General features: G+C 62.3%; 20 protein-coding genes. 11 read left to right on the top strand and 9 right to left on the bottom strand.

All coding sequences use genetic code 11. The features are described from left to right. Positions 1-13: 13 nt before the first annotated feature. The 3 genes from HNE_RS15505 to HNE_RS15495 all read right to left on the bottom strand — a co-directional run bounded on the left by HNE_RS15505 (position 14) and on the right by HNE_RS15495 (position 2915). Positions 14-1189, bottom strand: coding sequence for an acetyl-CoA C-acetyltransferase (locus HNE_RS15505; protein ID WP_011648105.1), 1176 nt, complete (start codon positions 1187-1189; stop codon positions 14-16). 98 nt (positions 1190-1287) lie between these two features. Next, the gene (locus HNE_RS15500; RefSeq protein WP_011648104.1) at positions 1288-1965 is read right to left on the bottom strand and encodes a nitroreductase; all 678 of its coding nucleotides are present in this window, start codon (positions 1963-1965) and stop codon (positions 1288-1290) included. A 167-nt stretch (positions 1966-2132) separates the two neighbouring features. Continuing rightward, a complete protein-coding gene (locus HNE_RS15495) occupies positions 2133-2915 on the bottom strand; it encodes an SDR family NAD(P)-dependent oxidoreductase (RefSeq protein WP_011648103.1) in 783 nt (260 codons plus the stop codon). A 66-nt stretch (positions 2916-2981) separates the two neighbouring features. Between HNE_RS15495 and HNE_RS15490 the strand changes: the two genes are divergently transcribed. The 8 genes from HNE_RS15490 to HNE_RS15455 all read left to right on the top strand — a co-directional run bounded on the left by HNE_RS15490 (position 2982) and on the right by HNE_RS15455 (position 9875). Further along, entirely contained in the window at positions 2982-3383 is a 402-nt protein-coding gene (locus tag HNE_RS15490) for a YkvA family protein (RefSeq protein WP_011648102.1), read from the top strand. After that, complete coding sequence (locus HNE_RS15485; RefSeq protein ID WP_011648101.1) at positions 3380-4018, top strand: lysoplasmalogenase; 639 nt, start codon at positions 3380-3382, stop codon at positions 4016-4018. The genes HNE_RS15490 and HNE_RS15485 overlap by 4 nt, the downstream gene beginning before the upstream one ends. A gap of 113 nt (positions 4019-4131) precedes the next feature. Further along, positions 4132-5292 carry a phosphoserine transaminase gene (locus HNE_RS15480; protein WP_035592291.1) on the top strand — a complete coding sequence of 387 codons (1161 nt, stop codon included), beginning with the start codon at positions 4132-4134 and terminating at the stop codon, positions 5290-5292. A 9-nt stretch (positions 5293-5301) separates the two neighbouring features. Continuing rightward, positions 5302-5694, top strand: coding sequence for a contact-dependent growth inhibition system immunity protein (locus HNE_RS18165; protein ID WP_049755172.1), 393 nt, complete (start codon positions 5302-5304; stop codon positions 5692-5694). Positions 5695-5704: 10 nt separating this feature from the next. Further along, positions 5705-6226 (top strand): GNAT family N-acetyltransferase, encoded by a 522-nt coding sequence (locus HNE_RS15470; RefSeq protein ID WP_011648099.1) that lies wholly within the window; start codon positions 5705-5707, stop codon positions 6224-6226. Beyond that, positions 6219-7814 (top strand): phosphoglycerate dehydrogenase, encoded by a 1596-nt coding sequence (gene serA / locus HNE_RS15465; protein WP_011648098.1) that lies wholly within the window; start codon positions 6219-6221, stop codon positions 7812-7814. The genes HNE_RS15470 and serA overlap by 8 nt, the downstream gene beginning before the upstream one ends. A gap of 102 nt (positions 7815-7916) precedes the next feature. Then, positions 7917-8498: an acyloxyacyl hydrolase gene (locus HNE_RS15460; protein WP_011648097.1), complete on the top strand. Its 582-nt coding sequence runs from the start codon at positions 7917-7919 to the stop codon at positions 8496-8498. 84 nt (positions 8499-8582) lie between these two features. Further along, positions 8583-9875: an adenylosuccinate synthase gene (locus HNE_RS15455; protein WP_011648096.1), complete on the top strand. Its 1293-nt coding sequence runs from the start codon at positions 8583-8585 to the stop codon at positions 9873-9875. Positions 9876-9997: 122 nt separating this feature from the next. On the opposite strand, the gene HNE_RS15450 is transcribed toward HNE_RS15455, so the two are convergent. The 5 genes from HNE_RS15450 to ccrA form a co-directional block, all read right to left on the bottom strand. After that, entirely contained in the window at positions 9998-10399 is a 402-nt protein-coding gene (locus HNE_RS15450) for a DUF1398 domain-containing protein (RefSeq protein WP_011648095.1), read from the bottom strand. Positions 10400-10438: 39 nt separating this feature from the next. Further along, complete coding sequence (locus HNE_RS15445; RefSeq protein ID WP_011648093.1) at positions 10439-10900, bottom strand: MarR family winged helix-turn-helix transcriptional regulator; 462 nt, start codon at positions 10898-10900, stop codon at positions 10439-10441. A 157-nt stretch (positions 10901-11057) separates the two neighbouring features. Continuing rightward, entirely contained in the window at positions 11058-11582 is a 525-nt protein-coding gene (locus tag HNE_RS15440; RefSeq protein ID WP_011648092.1) for a hypothetical protein, read from the bottom strand. A gap of 11 nt (positions 11583-11593) precedes the next feature. After that, positions 11594-11950: a nuclear transport factor 2 family protein gene (locus HNE_RS15435; protein WP_035592265.1), complete on the bottom strand. Its 357-nt coding sequence runs from the start codon at positions 11948-11950 to the stop codon at positions 11594-11596. Positions 11951-11955: 5 nt separating this feature from the next. Continuing rightward, positions 11956-13227 carry a crotonyl-CoA carboxylase/reductase gene (gene ccrA, locus HNE_RS15430; protein WP_011648090.1) on the bottom strand — a complete coding sequence of 424 codons (1272 nt, stop codon included), beginning with the start codon at positions 13225-13227 and terminating at the stop codon, positions 11956-11958. A gap of 155 nt (positions 13228-13382) precedes the next feature. On the opposite strand from ccrA, the gene HNE_RS15425 reads away from it, so the two are divergent. After that, positions 13383-14273 carry an aminotransferase class IV gene (locus HNE_RS15425; RefSeq protein WP_011648089.1) on the top strand — a complete coding sequence of 297 codons (891 nt, stop codon included), beginning with the start codon at positions 13383-13385 and terminating at the stop codon, positions 14271-14273. Here the strand turns inward: HNE_RS15425 and HNE_RS15420 are convergent. Then, on the bottom strand, positions 14270-14800 hold the full coding sequence (locus HNE_RS15420) for a hypothetical protein (RefSeq protein WP_035592263.1): 531 nt from the start codon (positions 14798-14800) through the stop codon (positions 14270-14272). The two genes, HNE_RS15425 and HNE_RS15420, sit on opposite strands and share 4 nt — an antisense overlap. A gap of 156 nt (positions 14801-14956) precedes the next feature. On the opposite strand from HNE_RS15420, the gene HNE_RS15415 reads away from it, so the two are divergent. Together HNE_RS15415 and rimK are read left to right on the top strand one after the other, a co-directional pair. Further along, positions 14957-16951: a protein meaA gene (locus HNE_RS15415; protein WP_011648087.1), complete on the top strand. Its 1995-nt coding sequence runs from the start codon at positions 14957-14959 to the stop codon at positions 16949-16951. An 83-nt stretch (positions 16952-17034) separates the two neighbouring features. Then, entirely contained in the window at positions 17035-18423 is a 1389-nt protein-coding gene (gene rimK / locus HNE_RS15410) for a 30S ribosomal protein S6--L-glutamate ligase (RefSeq protein WP_035592261.1), read from the top strand. Positions 18424-18428: the final 5 nt, after the last annotated feature.

Below are 18428 nucleotides of genomic sequence, written 5' to 3'. Positions count from 1 at the left end.
ATCCGTTATCGGATCAGAGCGCTTCGATGATGGTGACGTTGGCAACGCCGCCGCCTTCACACATCGTTTGCAGGCCGTATTTGCCACCGCGCGCGCGCAGAGCATGAACCAGCGTTGCCATCAACTTGGTGCCCGATGCGCCCAGCGGGTGGCCGAGCGAGATGGCGCCGCCATTGACGTTGAGTTTCGATGGGTCGGCGCCGACATGCTTGAGCCAGGCGAGGGGCACAGGGGCGAACGCCTCGTTGACTTCATAGAGGTCGATATCGCCGATTTTCATGCCGGCGCGTTGCAGGGCGCGGTCGGTCGCGAAGAGCGGCTCTTCCAGCATGATGACCGGATCGCCAGCAGTGACCGTCACATTGTGAATGCGGGCCAGCGGGGTGAGGTTGTGCGCTTTGATCGCCGCTTCCGAGGCAATCATAACGGCCGACGCGCCATCGCAGATCTGGCTGGCGTTCGCGGCCGTCATGACGCCGTCTTCCATGAGGATCTTGAGGCTCGCCATGCCTTCCATGCTGGCGTCGTAGCGGATGCCCTCATCCTTGTCGTGCATCACTTCCTGGCCTTCGCCATTGCGGCCCTTGATGATGACGATTTCTTTTGCGAAGGCGCCCGACTTGGTGGCAGCGGCGGCCCGGCGGTGGCTTTCGACCGAGAAAGCGTCGAGTTGTTCTTTGGTATGGCCATGCTTTTTGGCGATCATTTCGGCGCCGGCAAACTGGCTGAAATGTTTGATGCCGAATTTTTCCTTCACCGATTTTGGTGTCGGATCGGTCGGGATGTCGAACACCTTGCCGGCGCGGGCGTTGATGCCCATCGGGCAGCGCGTCATGCTTTCCACGCCGGCCGCAATCACGAGATCCTGCGTGCCGGACATGATGGCCTGCGCCGCGAACTGGATCGACTGCTGGGACGAGCCGCACTGGCGGTCGATGGTCACGGCAGGGACGGAATTTGGAAGGTTGGAGGCCAGTACGGCGGTCCGGCCGATCTGGCCTGCCTGTTCACCGGCCTGCGAAACGCAGCCCATGATCACGTCTTCGATGGCCTTGGGGTCAACGCCGGTCTCTGCGACGATGGCGTTGAGCACTTGCGCGCCCAGATCGCCGGGATGCCATTCGGCGAGCGCGCCGTTCTTGCGGCCACCGGCCGTGCGATTTGCTGCTACAATATATGCGGTCGCCATGGTCTTGTTCCTTCTGACTGGATGCCTGATTTTAACGCGCGTTCAGGCCTGCGCCAGCGGTCACGCTGGGGCAGGGGCAAAGCGCGAAGAGCAATTTTTCAGTCGTCAAAGCCGACAAAGACAGCGGCTTCATCGACGGACTTCCGGTTTGAAACAACGGCGTTGGCGGGGAAGCTGTCGTCTGGCCAGCCCATGGCCACGCAGGTCTGGATCACCTGATCGTCGGGAATGCCCGCTTCGGCGCGCACAACCGGGCTCTGCATGATGCCCTGGCTGTTGATCACGCAGCCCAGACCTTTGTTCCAGGCGGTATTGACGAGGCAGTTGACGACACCGCCGCAGTCAAAGGGCGCAATATCGCTGCCATGGATCGAGCGGTCATAGGTCACCACGATCGAAACGGGCGCATCAAACTGGCGGAAACCGCGCAGCACCCAATCCATCCGCTTTTCCTTGTTCTCCCGCTCGATGCCCATGGCGGCGAACAGCTGTTTGGCAATCTCGATCTGGCGTTCGCGATGCGGGCCTTCATAGCCCGGCCCCATGCGGAACTCCCGGCTGTCGGGCACACCGGCCATGTTGCGCTCGACATTCCCCGCCCGGATGCGGTCGAGAACCTCGCCTGCCACCACATAGAAATTCCAGGGCTGGGTATTCAGCGACGTGGGCGCCCGCATGGCGATCTCGAGGATTTCCCGGATCAGTGCCTTGGGAACAGGCTTTTTCTGAAACCCGCGGATACTTCTCCGCTCGCGGACAACGTCATCAAATTCCACGGCCAAGGCCTCCCTGTCATTTTCTGTGTTCGCAGCAACTCTAGCGCGGGCTCAGGCGCTGGCATCCCCTGACGCTGCGACAGGGAAAGCGCGGCGCGGCCCAACAAAAAAGGCCCACTCGTCTGAGCGGGCCTTTCGATAGGTGAATTGGCCTGTGGCCGGCCGGATCAGCGCGGAGCCATCCGGATAGCGCCGTCGAGGCGGACGTCTTCGCCGTTGAAGTAGTTGTTGCGAACCATTTCGGTGGCCAGCGACGCATACTCTTCCGGGTTGCCAAGGCGCGGCGGGAACGGAACCTGCGCGCCGAGGGCTTGCTTGACGGGCTCGGGAGCCGCTGCGAGCAGCGGCGTGTTGAAGATGCCCGGCAGGATCGTGTTGACGCGGATGTTCTCGCGCGACAGGTCGCGGGCGATCGGAAGTGTCATGCCGACAACGCCGCCTTTGGAGGCGGAGTAGGCTGCCTGGCCGATCTGGCCATCTTCAGCCGCCACAGAAGCGGTATTGACGATGGCGCCGCGGTCGCCGCAAGGCAGCGGGTCGAGGCTCATCATGCCGGCAGCAGATTTGGCGATGCAGCGGAAGGTGCCGACAAGGTTGATCTGGATGATCAGATTGAACTTATCGAGCGCAAAGTGGCTGATTTCACCGGTGTTCTTGTCGCGGCTGGCGGTCTTGATAGCGTTGCCCGTGCCAGCGCAGTTAATCAGGATACGCTCCTGGCCGATGGCGGCGCGGGCTTTTTCAAAACCGGCATCCACCGAAGCTTCATCCGTAACGTTGACATTGCAGAAGACGCCGCCAAGTTCTTTTGCAAGCGCTTCGCCCTTTTCTGCGTTAAGGTCGAACAGTGCGACTTTCACGCCGTAGCTGGCCAGTTTGCGGGCGGTTGCCGCGCCGAGACCGGATGCGCCGCCTGTAATGACGGCGGAGATGTTTGAATTAAGTTCCATGGGGCACTGCCCTCCTTAGTTTTCGAAAACGGCGGACTTCAATTATAATGCCCCTAGGAGAGCGCAATGTCTGACGCAGCGGAAATCATCGAGACGGTCAAAGGGCAGGGGGATGTCTACCTGCCCAAGACGATCCAGCGCAATGAGCGCCTGGCCCGAGGGCTGGTGCCAAAGCTGATGCGTGTGGCCGGGAGACTGCCTTTCGCCGACGATCTGGCGGCGGCTTACTATGCAGCGCGTGACCCGCGCACACCGATGAAGGCAAAGGCGATCCTGTTTGGGGCGGCGGCCTATTTCGTGCTGCCCGTGGATCTGGTGCCTGATGTGGTGGTGGGCCTTGGCTTCACCGATGACGCCACGGTGCTGGCCACCGCGCTCAGCGTCGTGGGCATGCACGTGAAGGAAAGCCACCGCTCACTGGCCCGCAAGCTCCTCAGCCTTCCGGAGCCCGTGCGGGACGCCCCGTGACGCTCTGGTTGCCGCTTGGCCTGGCCGGGCTTCTGGCAATTACCTATGGTTTCACGCTGAGCCGCAGCCCGCCGGGCCCGGCCAAGCTGTTGCTCAAAATTTCCGGCATGCTCATCCTGACCGGGGTTGCAGCCTGGGCGGGCGCGCCCTGGCTGCTCGTCGCCGGTCTTGCAGCCTGTACGGTTGGCGACGCGTTTCTGGCCGGGAAAGCCGAGCGCTGGCTCCTCCCCGGCATGGCAGCGTTCTTCCTGGGTCATGTCTGCTACGTGGCGCTTTTCTGGTCGGCAGGGCAGGTGAGCGGTGACCTCATGAACTATTTAGCCCGCGGGGTGCTGGTGTTTGCCGGGGCCGGGTATGTGTTTTGGCTCTCCCCCTCGCTCGGGCCAATGCGGGCGGCGGTGCTGGCTTATGCGGCCGTGATCCTGGTGATGGGCGCTGCCGCAATCGCCCTGCCGCCGGGCTATGCGCTCGTTCTTGTCGGGGCGCTCATGTTCATCGCCTCTGATGCCATCCTGGCACATGAACTGTTCCGCAGGCCGCCGGGCGAAACATCGCGTTTGCTACCGTCCATCTCCTTGTGGAACCTGTATTTTTTCGGCCAAATGATGATCACGCTGGGCTTCCTTTTAAAATAATTCACGCAGACCCCCTTTGTACTTGTACGGAAACTATGCGAAGGACGCGGCGGGCCAGGCGCCCCCAACGGCGCCCAGCCTATCTGTGAGGATAGGAGTAAAAACAGATGACCGTGACCACCGCCAAGCCGGCTGTACGCCCCGCTTGCCCCCATTTTTCGTCCGGCCCCACCGCCAAATATCCCGGTTTCTCGCTGCAGAACCTCGTGACGGCCGCCCTCGGCCGCTCGCACCGTTCGGGCGACGCCAAGAAAAAGCTGAAGGCTGCGATTGATCGCACCAAGCTGATCCTCGGCATTCCCGAGGACTACCGCGTGGCCATCGTCCCTGCGTCCGATACCGGCGCGGTCGAGATGTGCATGTGGTCGATGCTCGGCGTGAAGCCCGTCGATGTCTTCGCCTGGGAAAGTTTTGGCCAGGACTGGGTGACCGACGCTGTGAAACAGCTGAAGCTCGCCAACTGCAATACCTACACCGCTGATTACGGCCAGCTCCCGGACTTTGCCAAAGCCCGCGATGACGCCGACATCATCTTCACCTGGAACGGCACCACGTCAGGCGTCCGCGTGAAAGATGTCGACTGGATCAAGCCAAATCCGGACCGCGTCGTGATCTGCGACGCCACTTCGGCAGCTTTCAGCCAGGACATCGCCTGGGAAAAGCTCGATGTGGTCACTTACAGCTGGCAGAAATGCCTCGGCGGGGAAGCGGCCCATGGCATGCTGATCCTGTCGCCAAATGCTGTGAAACGGCTTGAGAGCTACACGCCCGACCGCCCCCTGCCCAAACTCTTCCGTATGACCAAAGGCGGCAAGATCGACGAAGAACTGTTCCAGGGCGCCACGATCAACACCCCTTCGATGCTGTGCGTGGAAGATTATCTCCAGGCGCTCGACTGGGTCGAACGCCTCGGCGGCTGGAAGAAGCTGAAAGCCCGCTCCGATGACAGCCTCTCCATTCTCACCGAATGGGAGAAGAAGTCTGACTGGATTGAATTCCTCTGCAAGGATACGTCCGTGCGCTCCAACACCGGCGTCACGTTCCTCATCAAGGATGCCCGTGTTGCGGGTCTTGATGAAGCCGGCCAGCGCGATTTCATCAAGAAGATGATGAAACGTCTGGAGACGGAGAATGCGTGCTTTGATGCGGCGGGTTATGCAAAGGCGCCTCCGGGTCTGCGCATCTGGGTCGGTGGCTCGGTCGAGCCATCGGATGTGAAGAAGCTTCTCCCCTGGCTCGACTGGGCCTTCCAGGAGGAAGCGGCGAAGCTTTGAGGCGCGCAGATGCCGACGCTGGAAGAGTTATCCGGAACATGTCTGCCTGATCCAGGACCAGACGCTACTGCGCTCGTAAGGCGCTGCAGCGTTTTTGCCAGGACAGAGTTGGCGGAGCTCAGTGACGAAGGTGTTCGCACCCTCGTCGGGCAACAGATGTTTTTGCAATGGTTGCTACCGGTAGCACTCGAACGACTTAGCCACGACCTTTGGATTTCGGGCGACTTTTATCGAGGTGCTTTGCTTCGAAGTGCCGTTGGTTCTGTCGCTCACGCTGATGCGTCTACTTTTGTTAATGAAATCCGAAGCTTGGCCCGGGCGGCTCTTGCCGACGATACCTCATCTCAACTCCCGGACGACGTGAAAGCAGACTTCGTTCGCATTACCGAACTGTTCCACTAGCGCAGCCATCATGATCACCCTCCGCACCGCCACTACAACAGACCTGCCGCTCATCCTTCACTGGGATGAGCAGCCGCATGTTCGTGATGTAGGCGGCGATCCCGAATGGAATGACTGGAACTGGGAAGAAGAGCTCGGCCGGGACGTCCCCTGGCGGGAATTCCTGATCGCAGAGCTGAATGGCCGCCCCATCGGCTTTGTTCAGATCATCGACTGCCGCGAAGAGGAAAGCCACTATTGGGGCACCGACTGTCCGGAACATTCGCATGCCATCGACATCTGGATCGGGGAGGCTGATGAGCTGGGGAAGGGGTATGGCACGCAGATGATGCGGCTTGCCTTCGAGCGCTGCTTCGCTAATCCGCTCTGCCAGCACATCCTGATCGATCCGATGGCGGATAATTTCGCCGCTCACCGCTTCTACGAATCCCTGGGGTTTGAACTTCTCGGGCCGCGCCGTTTCGGCCCTGATGCTTCCCTTGTCTATCAACTCACACGCGCCGCCTGGCGCTCTGGAGCCACCCATGCCTAAAGTCCTTATCGGAGATACGCTCTCCCCCGCCGCCGTCGAGATTTTCAAGGCGCGCGGTATCGAAACCGACATCAAGGTCGGTCTGTCCAAGGAAGATCTGATCAAGATCATTCCGGACTATGACGGCCTCGCTGTGCGCTCGGCCTGCAAGCCGGACGCAGACGTCATCGCCGCTGCGACCAACCTGAAAGTCATCGGCCGGGCCGGTATCGGCGTCGACAATATCGACATCAAAGCGGCAACCGCCAAGGGTGTCGTGGTCATGAACACGCCGTTCGGAAACGCCATCACCACGGCAGAACACGCCATCGCCATGTTGTTTGCCGCCGCCCGCCAGATCCCCGCCGCCAATGCGGATACGCAGGCGGGCAAATGGCCCAAATCCGGCTATATGGGCGTCGAGCTTTCCTACAAGACGCTCGGCCTCATCGGTTGCGGCAATATCGGCAGCCGCGTGGCCGAGCGCGCCATCGGCCTCAAGATGAAGGTTGTGGCCTATGACCCCTTCCTGACCGAGGAGCGCGCCATTGAGTTGGGCGTTGAAAAGGTTGATCTCGACACGCTTCTGGCCCGCGCGGACTTCATCACACTGCACGTTCCGCTTACGGATCAGACCAAGAATGTCCTCTCTCGCGAAGCGCTGGAGAAAACCAAGAAGGGCCTCATCCTCGTCAACTGCGCGCGGGGCGGCCTTGTCGATGAAGAAGCCGTGCGCGATCTGCTCGAAAGTGGCCATCTGGCCGGCGCGGCGTTTGACGTGTTTGCTGTCGAGCCCGCGAAAGAAAACGTCCTGTTCGGCGCGAAGAATTTCGTTGCCACCCCCCACCTTGGCGCGGCAACCGCCGAGGCGCAGGAAAATGTCGCCTTGCAGGTGGCCGAGCAGATGGCGGACTATATCCTCACCGGCGCGGTCACCAACGCCCTCAACATGCCGTCTGTCACCGCCGAGGAAGCTCCGCGCCTGAAACCCTTTGCGACACTCGCTGAGAAACTCGGCAGCTTTGCGGGCCAGATCTCCGACTATGGCTATGAAGAAGTCGTCATCGAATATGAAGGCGAAGTTTCGGAGCTCAACCGCAAGCCGATCACGGCAGCGCTTCTGGCTGGCCTCCTGCGCGCCTCGCGCGGTGACGTGAATATGGTATCGGCGCCTGCCATCTTGGCCGATAGCGGCGTGAAACTGACCGAGACCAAAACTGAGACCAGCCCCGTCTATGACAGCCTGATCCGCATCAAGGTGAAGACCAAGGCGACGAAGAATTCGCCCGAAGGCGGCTGGCGCACCCTTGCCGGGGCTCTCATTGCCGGCAAGCCGCGGATCGTTGAAGTGAAGGGCATGGCGCTGGAAGGCGATTTCTCGCCGGTGACGCTCTATGTGAATAACATCGACAAGCCGGGCTTCATCGGCGCGCTTGGCCAGATGCTGGGCGAGGCAAAGGTCAACATTGCGACCTTCCACCTTGGCCGCCAGGAAGCCGGCGGAGAGGCGATTGCACTGATCGGGATCGACTCGACCCCGCCCGCCTCGCTCGTCGAGAAGCTCGATGCGCTGCCGCAGGTGCGCTACGTCAAGGTGTTGTCTTTCTGACCGCTCAGGGAAGGGGGCCGGGCAAACCTGTCTGGCCTCCCTTGACTATCCGAGGCGACTGGCGCGAAGATTCGCAATCGTAATAGTTGTGAAAGTCTGATCATGCGCGCCGCCGCCATGTTGATTGCGTCATTCGTGGGTTTCCCTGTCCTGGCATGTGCACAGGCGGTGGATGAAGTGCGGCTTGGGGCGCTGGCGCATAATATCTGCGTTGTTGATTGCGACAATGCGGACAAGGAAGACGGCCCGAATATCAGTGGCGAAATCGTTTTCGCTACGCCGGACATTCTGAAAGTCATCGGGAAACCGCGGCCCTATCTGGTCGCCAGCGTGAATACGCAAGGCAACACCAGCTTTGGCGCGGCCGGGCTTCACTGGAACTGGGATTTTGCCGAAGGCTGGTCACTGGAACCGGGATTTGGTTATGCCATTCACACGGGCGAGGAGACGTTCCCTTTCCCACAAGGCGATCCGCGCAATGATCCGGTGTCGGCCAAGACCATCTATTTCGGATCACGCGACCTTTTCCGCAGCAGCCTGGCGCTGAGCCGGGATTTGGCGGGTCCATGGGGCGTCCAGATCATGTATGAACACCTCAGCCATGGCCAGATTATCGGCAGTGGCCGCAATCAGGGCCTTGATAATATTGGTGTCCGCGTAAGCTACGCCTTCGGCGAACAATGACTGTGTGAGGGGTGGCAAAAGGCCCCTTGCAATTGACCGCCGAATGCTGCCCTTGTCGCCGCGGCTGAACAACGGAGCAGGTTCATGGCAGGTGTAGTGGTCGTCGGGGCTCAATGGGGCGACGAGGGCAAGGGCAAGATCGTTGACTGGCTCTCCAGCCGGGCCGATGTCGTCGTGCGCTTCCAGGGCGGGCACAATGCCGGCCACACCCTCGTGATCGACGGGAAAGTATTCAAGCTGGCGCTGCTGCCTTCAGGGCTCGTGCGCGGCGGCAAGCTCTCGGTCATCGGCAATGGCGTTGTGGTCGACCCGTGGCACATGCTGACCGAGATCGAAGGCATTCAGGCGCAAGGCATTGAAGTTTCTCCGGAAAGTCTGGTGCTGGCCGACAATGCCTCGCTGATCCTGCCCTGGCACAAGGACATCGACGCGGCCCGCGAAGGCGCACTCGGCGCCGCCCAGATCGGCACCACCAAGCGTGGCATTGGCCCGGCTTATGAAGACCGCGTGGGCCGCCGCGCCATCCGCGTCGCTGACCTTGCAGACCCCGCCGCCCTCGACCTCAAGATCGAACGCTTGCTGGCCCATCACCGCCCGCTGCGCGCTGGCCTGGACTTGCCCGAACCCGATGGCGCCGCCCTGAAAGCCGCGCTTCTGGAGATCGCGCCGCAGGTTCTGGCCTATGCCCAGCCTGTCTGGAAACTGCTGGACGAGAAGGTCCGCCGGGGCAGCCGCATCCTGTTTGAGGGCGCCCAGGGCGTGATGCTGGACGTTGACCATGGCACCTACCCGTTTGTGACCTCTTCGAGTGTTGTGGCAGGCAATGCCTCGGCCGGATCGGGCGTCGGGCCTGGGGCGATTTCCTATGTTCTGGGCCTTGCCAAAGCCTATACGACGCGCGTCGGCGCCGGCCCGTTCCCGACCGAGCAGGACAATGACATCGGCAAGCGCCTCGGCACGGTGGGCCATGAATTTGGCACCAATACCGGCCGCGCGCGCCGCTGCGGCTGGTTTGACTCGGTCATGGTGCGTCAGGCGTGCGCCACTTCGGGCGTCACGGGCCTCGCGCTGACCAAGCTCGATGTCCTTGATGGGTTTGAAGAAATCAAGATTTGCACGGCCTATAAGCTGAACGGCAAGACCATCGATTACTTCCCGGCCGGGCTCACCGATCAGGCCGCTGTCGAGCCGGTTTACGAAACGCTCAAAGGCTGGAGCGGCTCAACCCGCGGGGCGCGCAGCTGGACGGATCTGCCGCCCGAAGCGGTCGTCTATGTGCGCCGCCTGGAGGAACTTGTCGGCAAACCCTGCGCGCTGGTCTCGACCTCGCCGGAGCGGGAAGACGTGATCCTGATGCGCGACCCGTTTGAGGGATAAGCGGCGCTTATTTGTGTGGATAAGGGGCCAAAAAACTCCAAAAAAACTCCAACGGTCACCCCGAAAACTCCAAGAAAACTCCAACGCCGTTGGAGTTTTTTTCGTTTCAGCGCCGCTTCGGGCTATTGCGGAAAATGCTCCACATGCAGCTCGCCGGTGCGCCCGAAATAGACGACGCGCCGTCCGGTGAAGGACACGAGGTAACCCGCGCAGCCCGCGGCAGTGACCTGCCGGTTGAAGGCGGCATAGGTATATTCTGCCGCGCCCGACTGCGCCCAGGCGATCAGGGCGGAGACGGCGGCCGCATCGAACTTTTCGGCCACCGGGCCGTCCTCTGGCGGGGTGGCGAGCATGAGGGTTTCGCCGCCGGGCAGGTAGTGCGTCCGGGTATGGCTCCGGTAATCGACGAGATAGCCTTCAAAGCCCGCTTCCATCAGGATGCTGACGGCCTCTGGAAAGCTGAGCGTATCGGCATAGGCGCCAGCGATACATTTTTCGGCAATAGCGATCTTCTGCGCGTCCATGGCGCGGTTCCTTTCAAGGGGTGAGGTAGGCGGCAGGCGTTAGCTGGCAGGGATTTCGGTGATGCCCCGGTCAGCGATGATTTTCATCAGAAGCCGCTCAAGCTCGGCGCGCTCTGCCGGTTTGAGGCCGGAGAAAAACGTGCCGTCATTGGCGTCCGCCAGCGCGGCAAGTTTCGGCACCAGCTTACGCGCGCGGGGCGTCAGCGCCAGCAGCTGGGCGCGGCCATCGGCCGGGTCTGCCTTGCGCCGTATCAGCCCCTTGTCGATCAGCCGGTCGGCCAGCTTGGTGATGGCACCTTTCGTCATGCCGAGCGTGGCGGCCACGCGGCTGGGCGAGGTCTCTGCCGCGTCATGCAGCGTGCGCAGCAGCACCCATTCAGCCACGGTGACGCCTTCACCATCCAGCGCGCGAGCAAAGCTTTGCGAGACGGCATTCGACACCATGCGCAGCCAATAGCCAAGATGCGCGTCAAGCGCGGAGACAGTCTGGATTTCGGACATGGAAGCCTCTTGATTGACTAGGAAACTAAATCAAATAAGTTTCCTAGTCAACTAAATAAAAGACCCACGATCAGAAAAGGGGAGCCGTGGAAAGGGGCGGGCAGAAGACGAGATCGTGACGTCTCGCGCGCCGCTTGCGCGGCAGTCATGCCTTCCGTCAGCTGAGTAGCGCGGCGATCCGGTCTGCGGCCTCTTCCGGGGAAAGCGTGCCTGTATCCAGGGTGAGGGCGGCAGGCGGCATTGCGGCCATCGAGGCGGCGAAAGCCTCTTTCAGTTCAGCGAGAAGTTCGGGAGAGCGCAGCTTGCCGAATTCGGCGCGGCTGGCATTGTCTATGCGCCGCATCTGTTCTTCGGCGCCGACCGTCAGGGCAATGAAGATCACTTCGCCGCCGCCGGCTTCGACGCGTGCGCGCACGCGGTCTGCAAAACTCGCATCCACGGTCGGCTCCGGCGCGAAGGTAAAGATCAGGGAACGATCTTCCGCAGCTGCCGCCCGGAACACCTCCATCCAGAACTGTTCGCGCAGACGGATGAAGCTTTCAGATCCGAAGGGGAAGACCGCGCCAACGGCATCGACCACGAGATGATTGTGGAAGAGGGGGAGGCCGGTCAGGCCTGCCAGATGCCGCGCCACGGTCAGCTTGCCTGCGGCGGCTTCACCATAAATGAAGATGAGTTTCATGGAGTGTCGTCTCAGCGATAGGCGGCGATCGAGCGGACGACCTTGCCTTCGGGTCCAAAGACAAAGGTCTCGGCCACCATCTCCTCGCGATGGTTCGTATAAAGAATGGTGATGGCATCCGAGCCCACGAGGATGTCATCGAGTTCAAAGAACAGTTGCGGAGCGAGGCCAAGGGCCTTTGTCCAATAGTCCCGGAGCGTTTTCTTGCCGAAAATGCTCATCGCCTCATTGCCCATCACCCGCGCGATGCGCGGGGAATGGAAAATGATCTCCTCACTGTAGTGAGAGAGGATGCGGTCAATATCGCGGTCGTTCCAGGCGGCCAGCCAGTCACGCGCGAAGCCTTCGGCAAAGGCGCGGGAAAGCATGGTCCTCAAGCCTGGCCGTTGATGGCGAGCACGTCTTCCACCGTGCGCAGGCCGGGCTTTGGAGAGGTGACGAGCACGGCCATGTTGCCGGGCATGTGCTTGTTATCCAGCATCTTTTCGTGCGCCAGCGGAATATCGGCCCAGGTGAAGACTTCCGACATGCCGGGGTCTATGCGCCGGTTGAGGACGAGCTGGTTGGCCTCAGAGGCCTGTTTCAGGTTTGCAAAGTGGGAGCCCTGCACGCGCTTCTGCCGCATCCAGAGGAAGCGGGCATCCATGGTGAGGTTAAAGCCCGAGGTGCCTGCGCAGATGACCACCATGCCGCCGCGCTTCACCACGAAGACCGAGACCGGGAAGGTCGCTTCGCCGGGGTGTTCAAAGACGATGTCGACGTCTTTCTTGCCGGTGATGTCCCAGATGGCTTTGCCGAACTTGCGGCTCTCTTTCATATAGTCGTTGAATTCCGGCCCGTTGACCTTCGGCAGCTGTCCCCAGCAGTTGAAGTCGTTCCGGTTGATGACGCCTTTGGCGCCGAGCGAGAGCACATAGTCGCGCTTGTCTTCAGAAGAAACGACGCCGATCGCATTGGCGCCCGCGATCGCGCAGAGCTGCACAGCGAAGCTGCCAAGGCCGCCGGAAGCGCCCCAGACGAGGACGTTATCGGAGGGCTTGAGGACGTGCGGGCGGTGGCCGAACAGCATGCGGTAGGCGGTGGCCAGGGTCAGCGTGTAGCAGGCGCTCTCTTCCCAGGTGAGGTGTTTGGGGCGCGGCATGCACTGGCGGGCCTGGACGCGGCAGAACTGCGCGAAGGAGCCATCGGGGGTTTCATAGCCCCAGATGCGCTGGCTGGGCGAGAACATGGGGTCGCCGCCATTGCATTCTTCGTCGTCGCCGTCGTCCTGGTTGCAGTGGATGACCACCTCGTCGCCCGGCTTCACGCGGGTGACCTTGCGGCCGACCGCCCAGACGATGCCGGCGGCGTCAGAGCCTGCGACATGGAAAGGCTGTTTGTGAATGTCGAAGGGGGACACGGGCTCGCCGAGCGCAGCCCAGATGCCATTGTAATTGACGCCGGCGGCCATCACGAGGACGAGCACTTCATCGGAATCGATTTCGGGCACCGGCACCTGCTCGACCTGCATCGCGCTCATAGGGCGGCCATGGCGCTCGCGCCGGATCGACCAGGCATGCATCAGCTTGGGCACATGGAATTCGGGCGGAATCTCGCCGACGTCGTAGATGTCTTTTTTAACCCGTCCTGCCGTTTCAGTGGTCATGGACCTTCCTCCGTATTGGTGCCGGGGGCAGGCGCGCGCTTACGGCGTCTTCACAGCCCCCTCCGGCGCGGGCACACTGACAAGTGTTGTGAGGCTTCGCAAGATCAATGTTGCACCGCACAATCAATGTTCCTTTCCCCTGAGGCATTCAAGATATGACGATTTGTCCGCTGGTTCACCTGAATGGCGCACTGACGCCGCTGGCCGAGGCGCATATTTCTCCGCTGGACCGGGGCTTCCTCTTTGCCCATGCGGCCTATGAGGTCACGGCGGTTTATGGCGGGCGGTTTGTCGACCTTGAAGGTCATATTACCCGGCTGGAGCGGACGCTCGCGGGCATTTCCATCCCCAATCCGCATTCTTCGGAAGGCTGGGCCAACCTTCACCGGGAGCTGATCGCTCACAATGATCTGGTCGAGGGGCTGGTTTATCTGCAGGTCACCGGCGGGGCCTATGACGCGCGCGACTTTGCCGGGCCGCAAAGCTTCATGCCCACCGTGTTTGCCTATGCTGACAGGAAGGCGCTGATCGGGGCTTCGGCGCGCGAGGGCGTCGCGGCGGTGTTCATCGAGGATTCCCGCTGGAAGAAGCGCGACATGAAGACGACGCAGCTGCTCTCCCAGGCGCTCGCCTACCGGGCGGCCAAGGGGCAGGGCGCTGAAACGGCGCTGATGGTGGAGGACGGGCTCGTGACCGAAGCCGCCTCGGCCAATGCCTGGATCGTGACGGGGGAGGGCGAGATCATCACGCGCAACCTTTCACCCTCCATCCTCTCGGGGATCACGCGGGCGGGCGTCATGAAGCTGCGCGAAACGGGCGGGTTTACCATCACTGAGCGCGCGTTCACGCCGGAAGAGGCGGTTAACGCCTCGGAAGTTTTCACAAGCTCAGCCGGCGCGATGATTGCGCCCGTGGTGACGCTGGACGGGCGGCCCGTGGGCGACGGGCGGCCGGGGCCGGTGACGCGCAGGGTGCAGAAGCTTTACTATGAGGCGATGGGCGCGGATGTGGCGGTGGCGGCGCCGTTTGTTTTTGACCGGGACTAGGCGCGCGGCGGGCGGTCGCTGTCGATAATCTCGCCTTCGATGATTTCGCCGGCGCCGTCTGCGGGGCCGCTGCCGGGAGGCTGGCCGAAGGCGGCGCTCAGCTGGGTGCGCACATCGGAAAACTCGCGCACGGCGATACGGGCGCTGATTTCGTTGGCGATCAGGGCGATGGCGGTGGGCAGGGCGATCAGGGCAAAGTCGATCAGGGCCAGCTCGCGGGCCAGCGACGTATCCCGGAAGAGGGCGAGCACGCCGACCGTGAGGATGAATATCCCGATCAGCAGGCCGAGGCGGAAGCCGAAGCCGGTGAGCAGAGAGGCGCCGGAGATGGCGGTCTGCGCGCCGGCCGCGGTGGCCATCCGGCGGCGTTCGTAAAGGCCGACGGCGAGCATCGCGGCCGTCAGAAGCGCGAGCGCCAGAGGGCTGCGCTGGAAGATCGCCATCAGCGCGGCGCCGAAGGGAAAAGCGAGCAGCGAGGCAAGGCGCAGGGTGAGGGCGGTCTGGAGGGTGGCGCGGGGCTGGGTCACGTCTGGGTCTCGGGAGGGGGGCTGGCAAGGTTCTTCGGGAGGGTGCAGGACAGGTGGCGTCTCGCCAGGCAGGCTGCAAGTGTGGCAGAGGGGATGCTTGTCAGGGATGCAGCGCTCGGTCATGTTGCGCCGCAGCATAGGGGAGGCCAGAAAACGATGGCAAAAGCCACCAAAGAGTATCAGCACGAACCCGATGAGCCCTGGATCTTCCGCACCTATGCGGGCCATTCGACGGCGAAGAAATCCAATGAACTCTATCGGCTGAACCTGTCGAAGGGGCAGACGGGGCTCTCCATCGCCTTCGACCTGCCGACCCAGACGGCCTATGACGCCGACCATATCCTCAGCCGGGGCGAAGTCGGCAAGGTGGGCGTGCCGGTCAAGCATATGGGCGACATGCGTGAGCTCTTCGCCGAGCTGCCGCTGGAGACGATGAACACCTCGATGACGATCAATGCGCCGGCGGCCTGGATGCTGGCGCTGTATGTGGCGCTCGCCGATGAGCGGGGCGATGACCGCAAGAAGCTGCGCGGCACAACCCAGAACGACATCGTGAAGGAATACCTCTCGCGCGGCACCTATGTGTTCCCGCCCGAGCCCTCGCTGCGCCTGATCGGCGATATGGTGAGCTGGTGCTATCTGGAAGTTCCAAAATGGAACCCCATGAACGTTTGCTCCTATCACCTGCAGGAAGCGGGCGCGACACCGGAACAGGAGTTGGCCTATGCGCTGGCGACCGCCATCGCCGTACTGGATACCGTGAAAGCGGGCGGGCAAGTTCCAGAATCAGACTTTGAAACCGTGTTCGGGCGCATCTCCTTCTTTGTGAATGCCGGGGTGCGTTTCGTAACGGAACTTTGCAAGATGCGCGCTTTCGTCGATCTCTGGGAAGAGATTGGCCGGGAGCGCTATGGTGTCACCGATCCCAAGGCGCTGCTGTTCCGCTATGGTGTGCAGGTGAACTCGCTGGGGCTGACCGAGCCGCAGCCGGAAAACAATGTCTACCGCATCCTGATGGAAGCTCTTGCAGTGACGCTGTCCAAGCGCGCCCGCTGCCGCGCTTTGCAGCTGCCCGCCTGGAACGAGGCGATGGGCCTGCCCCGCCCCTGGGACCAGCAATGGTCGCTGCGCCTTCAGCAGATCCTCGCTTATGAGACCGACCTTCTGGAATTTGAAGACATCTTCGATGGCAGCCATGTCATCACGGCGAAGACCGAGGAACTCAAAGACAAGGCGCGCGCCGCGCTTGCGCAGATTGACGAGATCGGCGGCGCGCAGGCGGCAATCCCGTTCATGAAGGAAAGTCTCGTCGGCGCGCATATCGACCGTATACGTGCAATTGAATCCGGCGCGCTCACCGTGGTGGGCGTCAACCGGTTCACCGAGACCGCAGAGAGCCCACTGGGTGGCGGCGACGGCGCGATCCAGACCGTTGATCCGGCCGAAGAGGCGATGCAGGTGCGCGATCTCAAAGCCTGGCGCGCTGCGCGGGACAACGGCGCAGCTGAATCCGCCCTGGCAGAGCTGCGCGCGGCCGCCGCCGAGAACCGCAATATCATGGAGCCCTCGATCACCTGCGCCAAGGCAGGGGTGACGACCGGGGAATGGGGCACCGTGCTGCGCGAAGTGTTCGGCGAATTCCGCGCGCCAACTGGCGTTGCCCTCGTCGTTACAAGCAGCGGCGAAGAAGATGTCGAGAAGGTGAAGGCAGAAGTGGCCCGCGTCTCGGAAGCTCTGGGCCGTACACTGACATATGTGCTGGGCAAGCCCGGCCTGGATGGCCATTCCAACGGCGCCGAGCAGATCGCCGCTCGCGGGCGCGAGGTGGGCATGGACGTGGTCTATGAAGGCATCCGCTTTACGCCTGCCGAAATTGCCGCGCAGGCCAAGGAAGCCAAGGCGCATGTGGTCGGTCTCTCTATCCTTTCGGGCAGCCATCTGGATCTCGTCCGCGAGACCGTGGCGGAGCTGCGCAAGCTCGGCCTCGAGAACGTGCCGGTCGTCGTCGGCGGCATCATCCCGCCCGAAGATGGCCGCGCGCTGCGCCAGATGGGCGTGGCGGCCGTTTATACGCCCAAGGATTTCCGTATCACGGAGATCATGGGCGATGTCACCCGCCTTGTTGAAAAAGCGTGGCTTGTGAAGGGATAACTCCAGAACTCTGTAGCTGGCCTTGCGGGGCGGGCAGAAAGCTGACTAACGGAGGCGAAGTCAGATGACGGAGCTCCTGCGCCATGCCTTCTGCTGCCCCGTTCCAGCTTGGCTGGGAAGAATGGATTTCGCTACGTGAGCTGGGCCTTCCGGCCATCAAGGCCAAGATCGATACCGGCGCCAAAACCTCCGCCCTGCATGCCAGCGTGATTGAGCCCTTCGGGCCGGCCCATGCGCCGCAGGTGCGCTTCCTGATCCAGCCAGACCCGAGTGATCCTGCCCTTGAAATCACCTGCTCGGCGCCCGTGGTGGACCGGCGCGAGGTTGCCAGCTCCAATGGCGAGCGGGAGCTGCGTTATGTGATCGAGACCCATGCCGAACTCGGCGGGCTCACCTGGCCCATCCAGTTGACGCTGTCTAACCGCGAGACGATGACCTACCGGATGCTGCTGGGACGCGGCGCCATTCAGCCAAGCTGGGTGATTGATCCGAATGCGTCCTTTCTTCAGCCTCAGCTGAGCTTTCAGACCTATCAGGGCCTGCCGCGCCGCAAGCCGGTGAAGCGCCCGCTGCGCATTGCGCTGCTGACGCGCGAGCCGAAAAACTACTCCTCCCGGCGCCTGATCGAGGCAGCCGAAAAGCGCGGCCATGTGATCGAGGTGATCGATACCGCCCGCTGCTATATGCGCATCGGCGCGATAGACGCCGAGGTGCATTATGATGGCCAGGCGCTGCCCAGGTATGACGCGGTGATCCCTCGTATCGGCGCGACGATTACAGACTATGGCATGGCGGTGCTGCGCCAGTTTTCAAACACCGGCGCCTTCTGCCTCAACACGGCCGGCGCCATCGGCCGTTCACGTGACAAGCTGCTCGCCCATCAGATGCTCGCGCGGGCGAAGATCGCCATGCCGATCACGGCGTTCGCGCACAGCCCGAAGGATACCGCCGGTCTCGTCGCGCTGGCGGGCGGGGCGCCGATCGTGCTCAAGCTGCTCTCCTCCACCCAAGGGAAGGGCGTGCTGCTGGCGGAGTCTCGCAAGTCTGCCGAGCGGCTGGTCGATGCCTTCCGGGGGCTCGACGCAAACTTCCTGGTGCAGGAATTTGTCGAGGAGGCGGGCGGCGCGGATGTGCGCGCCTTTGTTGTGGGCGGCAAGGTGGTGGGCGCCATGCGCCGGCAGGCGGAGACGGGCGAGTTCCGGTCAAACCTTCATCGCGGCGGCACGGCGAGCGAAGCCAAACTCTCCCCGCAGGAGCGGGACGTGGCGCGCGAAGCGGCCAAGGTGCTGCGGCTGGAAGTGGCGGGCGTTGACCTCTTGCAGACGAAGGACGGCCCGAAGGTGCTGGAAGTCAACTCCTCGCCCGGCCTCAAAGGCATCGAGAAGGCGACCGGCAAGGACATTGCCGCCCGTATCGTCGAGCATCTGGAGAAGGTCGTGCGTCCGCTGTCGCGCCATCGGGAGCCGCTCTGACGCAG

The organism is Hyphomonas neptunium ATCC 15444 (assembly GCF_000013025.1).
Taxonomy (GTDB): Bacteria; Pseudomonadota; Alphaproteobacteria; order Caulobacterales; family Hyphomonadaceae; genus Hyphomonas; species Hyphomonas neptunia.
This window is presented reverse-complemented; position numbering and strand designations above follow the sequence as displayed.

Excerpts from the sequence above, each read along its gene's own strand:
- HNE_RS15445 (WP_011648093.1), bottom strand. The coding sequence starts at position 10,900 with ATGTCCGAAATCCAGACTGTCTCCGCGCTTGACGCGCATCTTGGCTAT.
- rimK (WP_035592261.1), top strand. The coding sequence starts at position 17,035 with ATGCCTTCTGCTGCCCCGTTCCAGCTTGGCTGGGAAGAATGGATTTCG.
- HNE_RS15425 (WP_011648089.1), top strand. The coding sequence starts at position 13,383 with ATGACGATTTGTCCGCTGGTTCACCTGAATGGCGCACTGACGCCGCTG.
- HNE_RS15440 (WP_011648092.1), bottom strand. The coding sequence starts at position 11,582 with ATGAAACTCATCTTCATTTATGGTGAAGCCGCCGCAGGCAAGCTGACC.
- HNE_RS15455 (WP_011648096.1), top strand. The coding sequence starts at position 8,583 with ATGGCAGGTGTAGTGGTCGTCGGGGCTCAATGGGGCGACGAGGGCAAG.
- HNE_RS15435 (WP_035592265.1), bottom strand. The coding sequence starts at position 11,950 with ATGCTTTCCCGCGCCTTTGCCGAAGGCTTCGCGCGTGACTGGCTGGCC.
- HNE_RS15460 (WP_011648097.1), top strand. The coding sequence starts at position 7,917 with ATGCGCGCCGCCGCCATGTTGATTGCGTCATTCGTGGGTTTCCCTGTC.
- HNE_RS15505 (WP_011648105.1), bottom strand. The coding sequence starts at position 1,189 with ATGGCGACCGCATATATTGTAGCAGCAAATCGCACGGCCGGTGGCCGC.
- HNE_RS15450 (WP_011648095.1), bottom strand. The coding sequence starts at position 10,399 with ATGGACGCGCAGAAGATCGCTATTGCCGAAAAATGTATCGCTGGCGCC.
- ccrA (WP_011648090.1), bottom strand. The coding sequence starts at position 13,227 with ATGACCACTGAAACGGCAGGACGGGTTAAAAAAGACATCTACGACGTC.
- HNE_RS18165 (WP_049755172.1), top strand. The coding sequence starts at position 5,302 with ATGCCGACGCTGGAAGAGTTATCCGGAACATGTCTGCCTGATCCAGGA.
- HNE_RS15415 (WP_011648087.1), top strand. The coding sequence starts at position 14,957 with ATGGCAAAAGCCACCAAAGAGTATCAGCACGAACCCGATGAGCCCTGG.
- serA (WP_011648098.1), top strand. The coding sequence starts at position 6,219 with ATGCCTAAAGTCCTTATCGGAGATACGCTCTCCCCCGCCGCCGTCGAG.
- HNE_RS15490 (WP_011648102.1), top strand. The coding sequence starts at position 2,982 with ATGTCTGACGCAGCGGAAATCATCGAGACGGTCAAAGGGCAGGGGGAT.
- HNE_RS15470 (WP_011648099.1), top strand. The coding sequence starts at position 5,705 with ATGATCACCCTCCGCACCGCCACTACAACAGACCTGCCGCTCATCCTT.
- HNE_RS15495 (WP_011648103.1), bottom strand. The coding sequence starts at position 2,915 with ATGGAACTTAATTCAAACATCTCCGCCGTCATTACAGGCGGCGCATCC.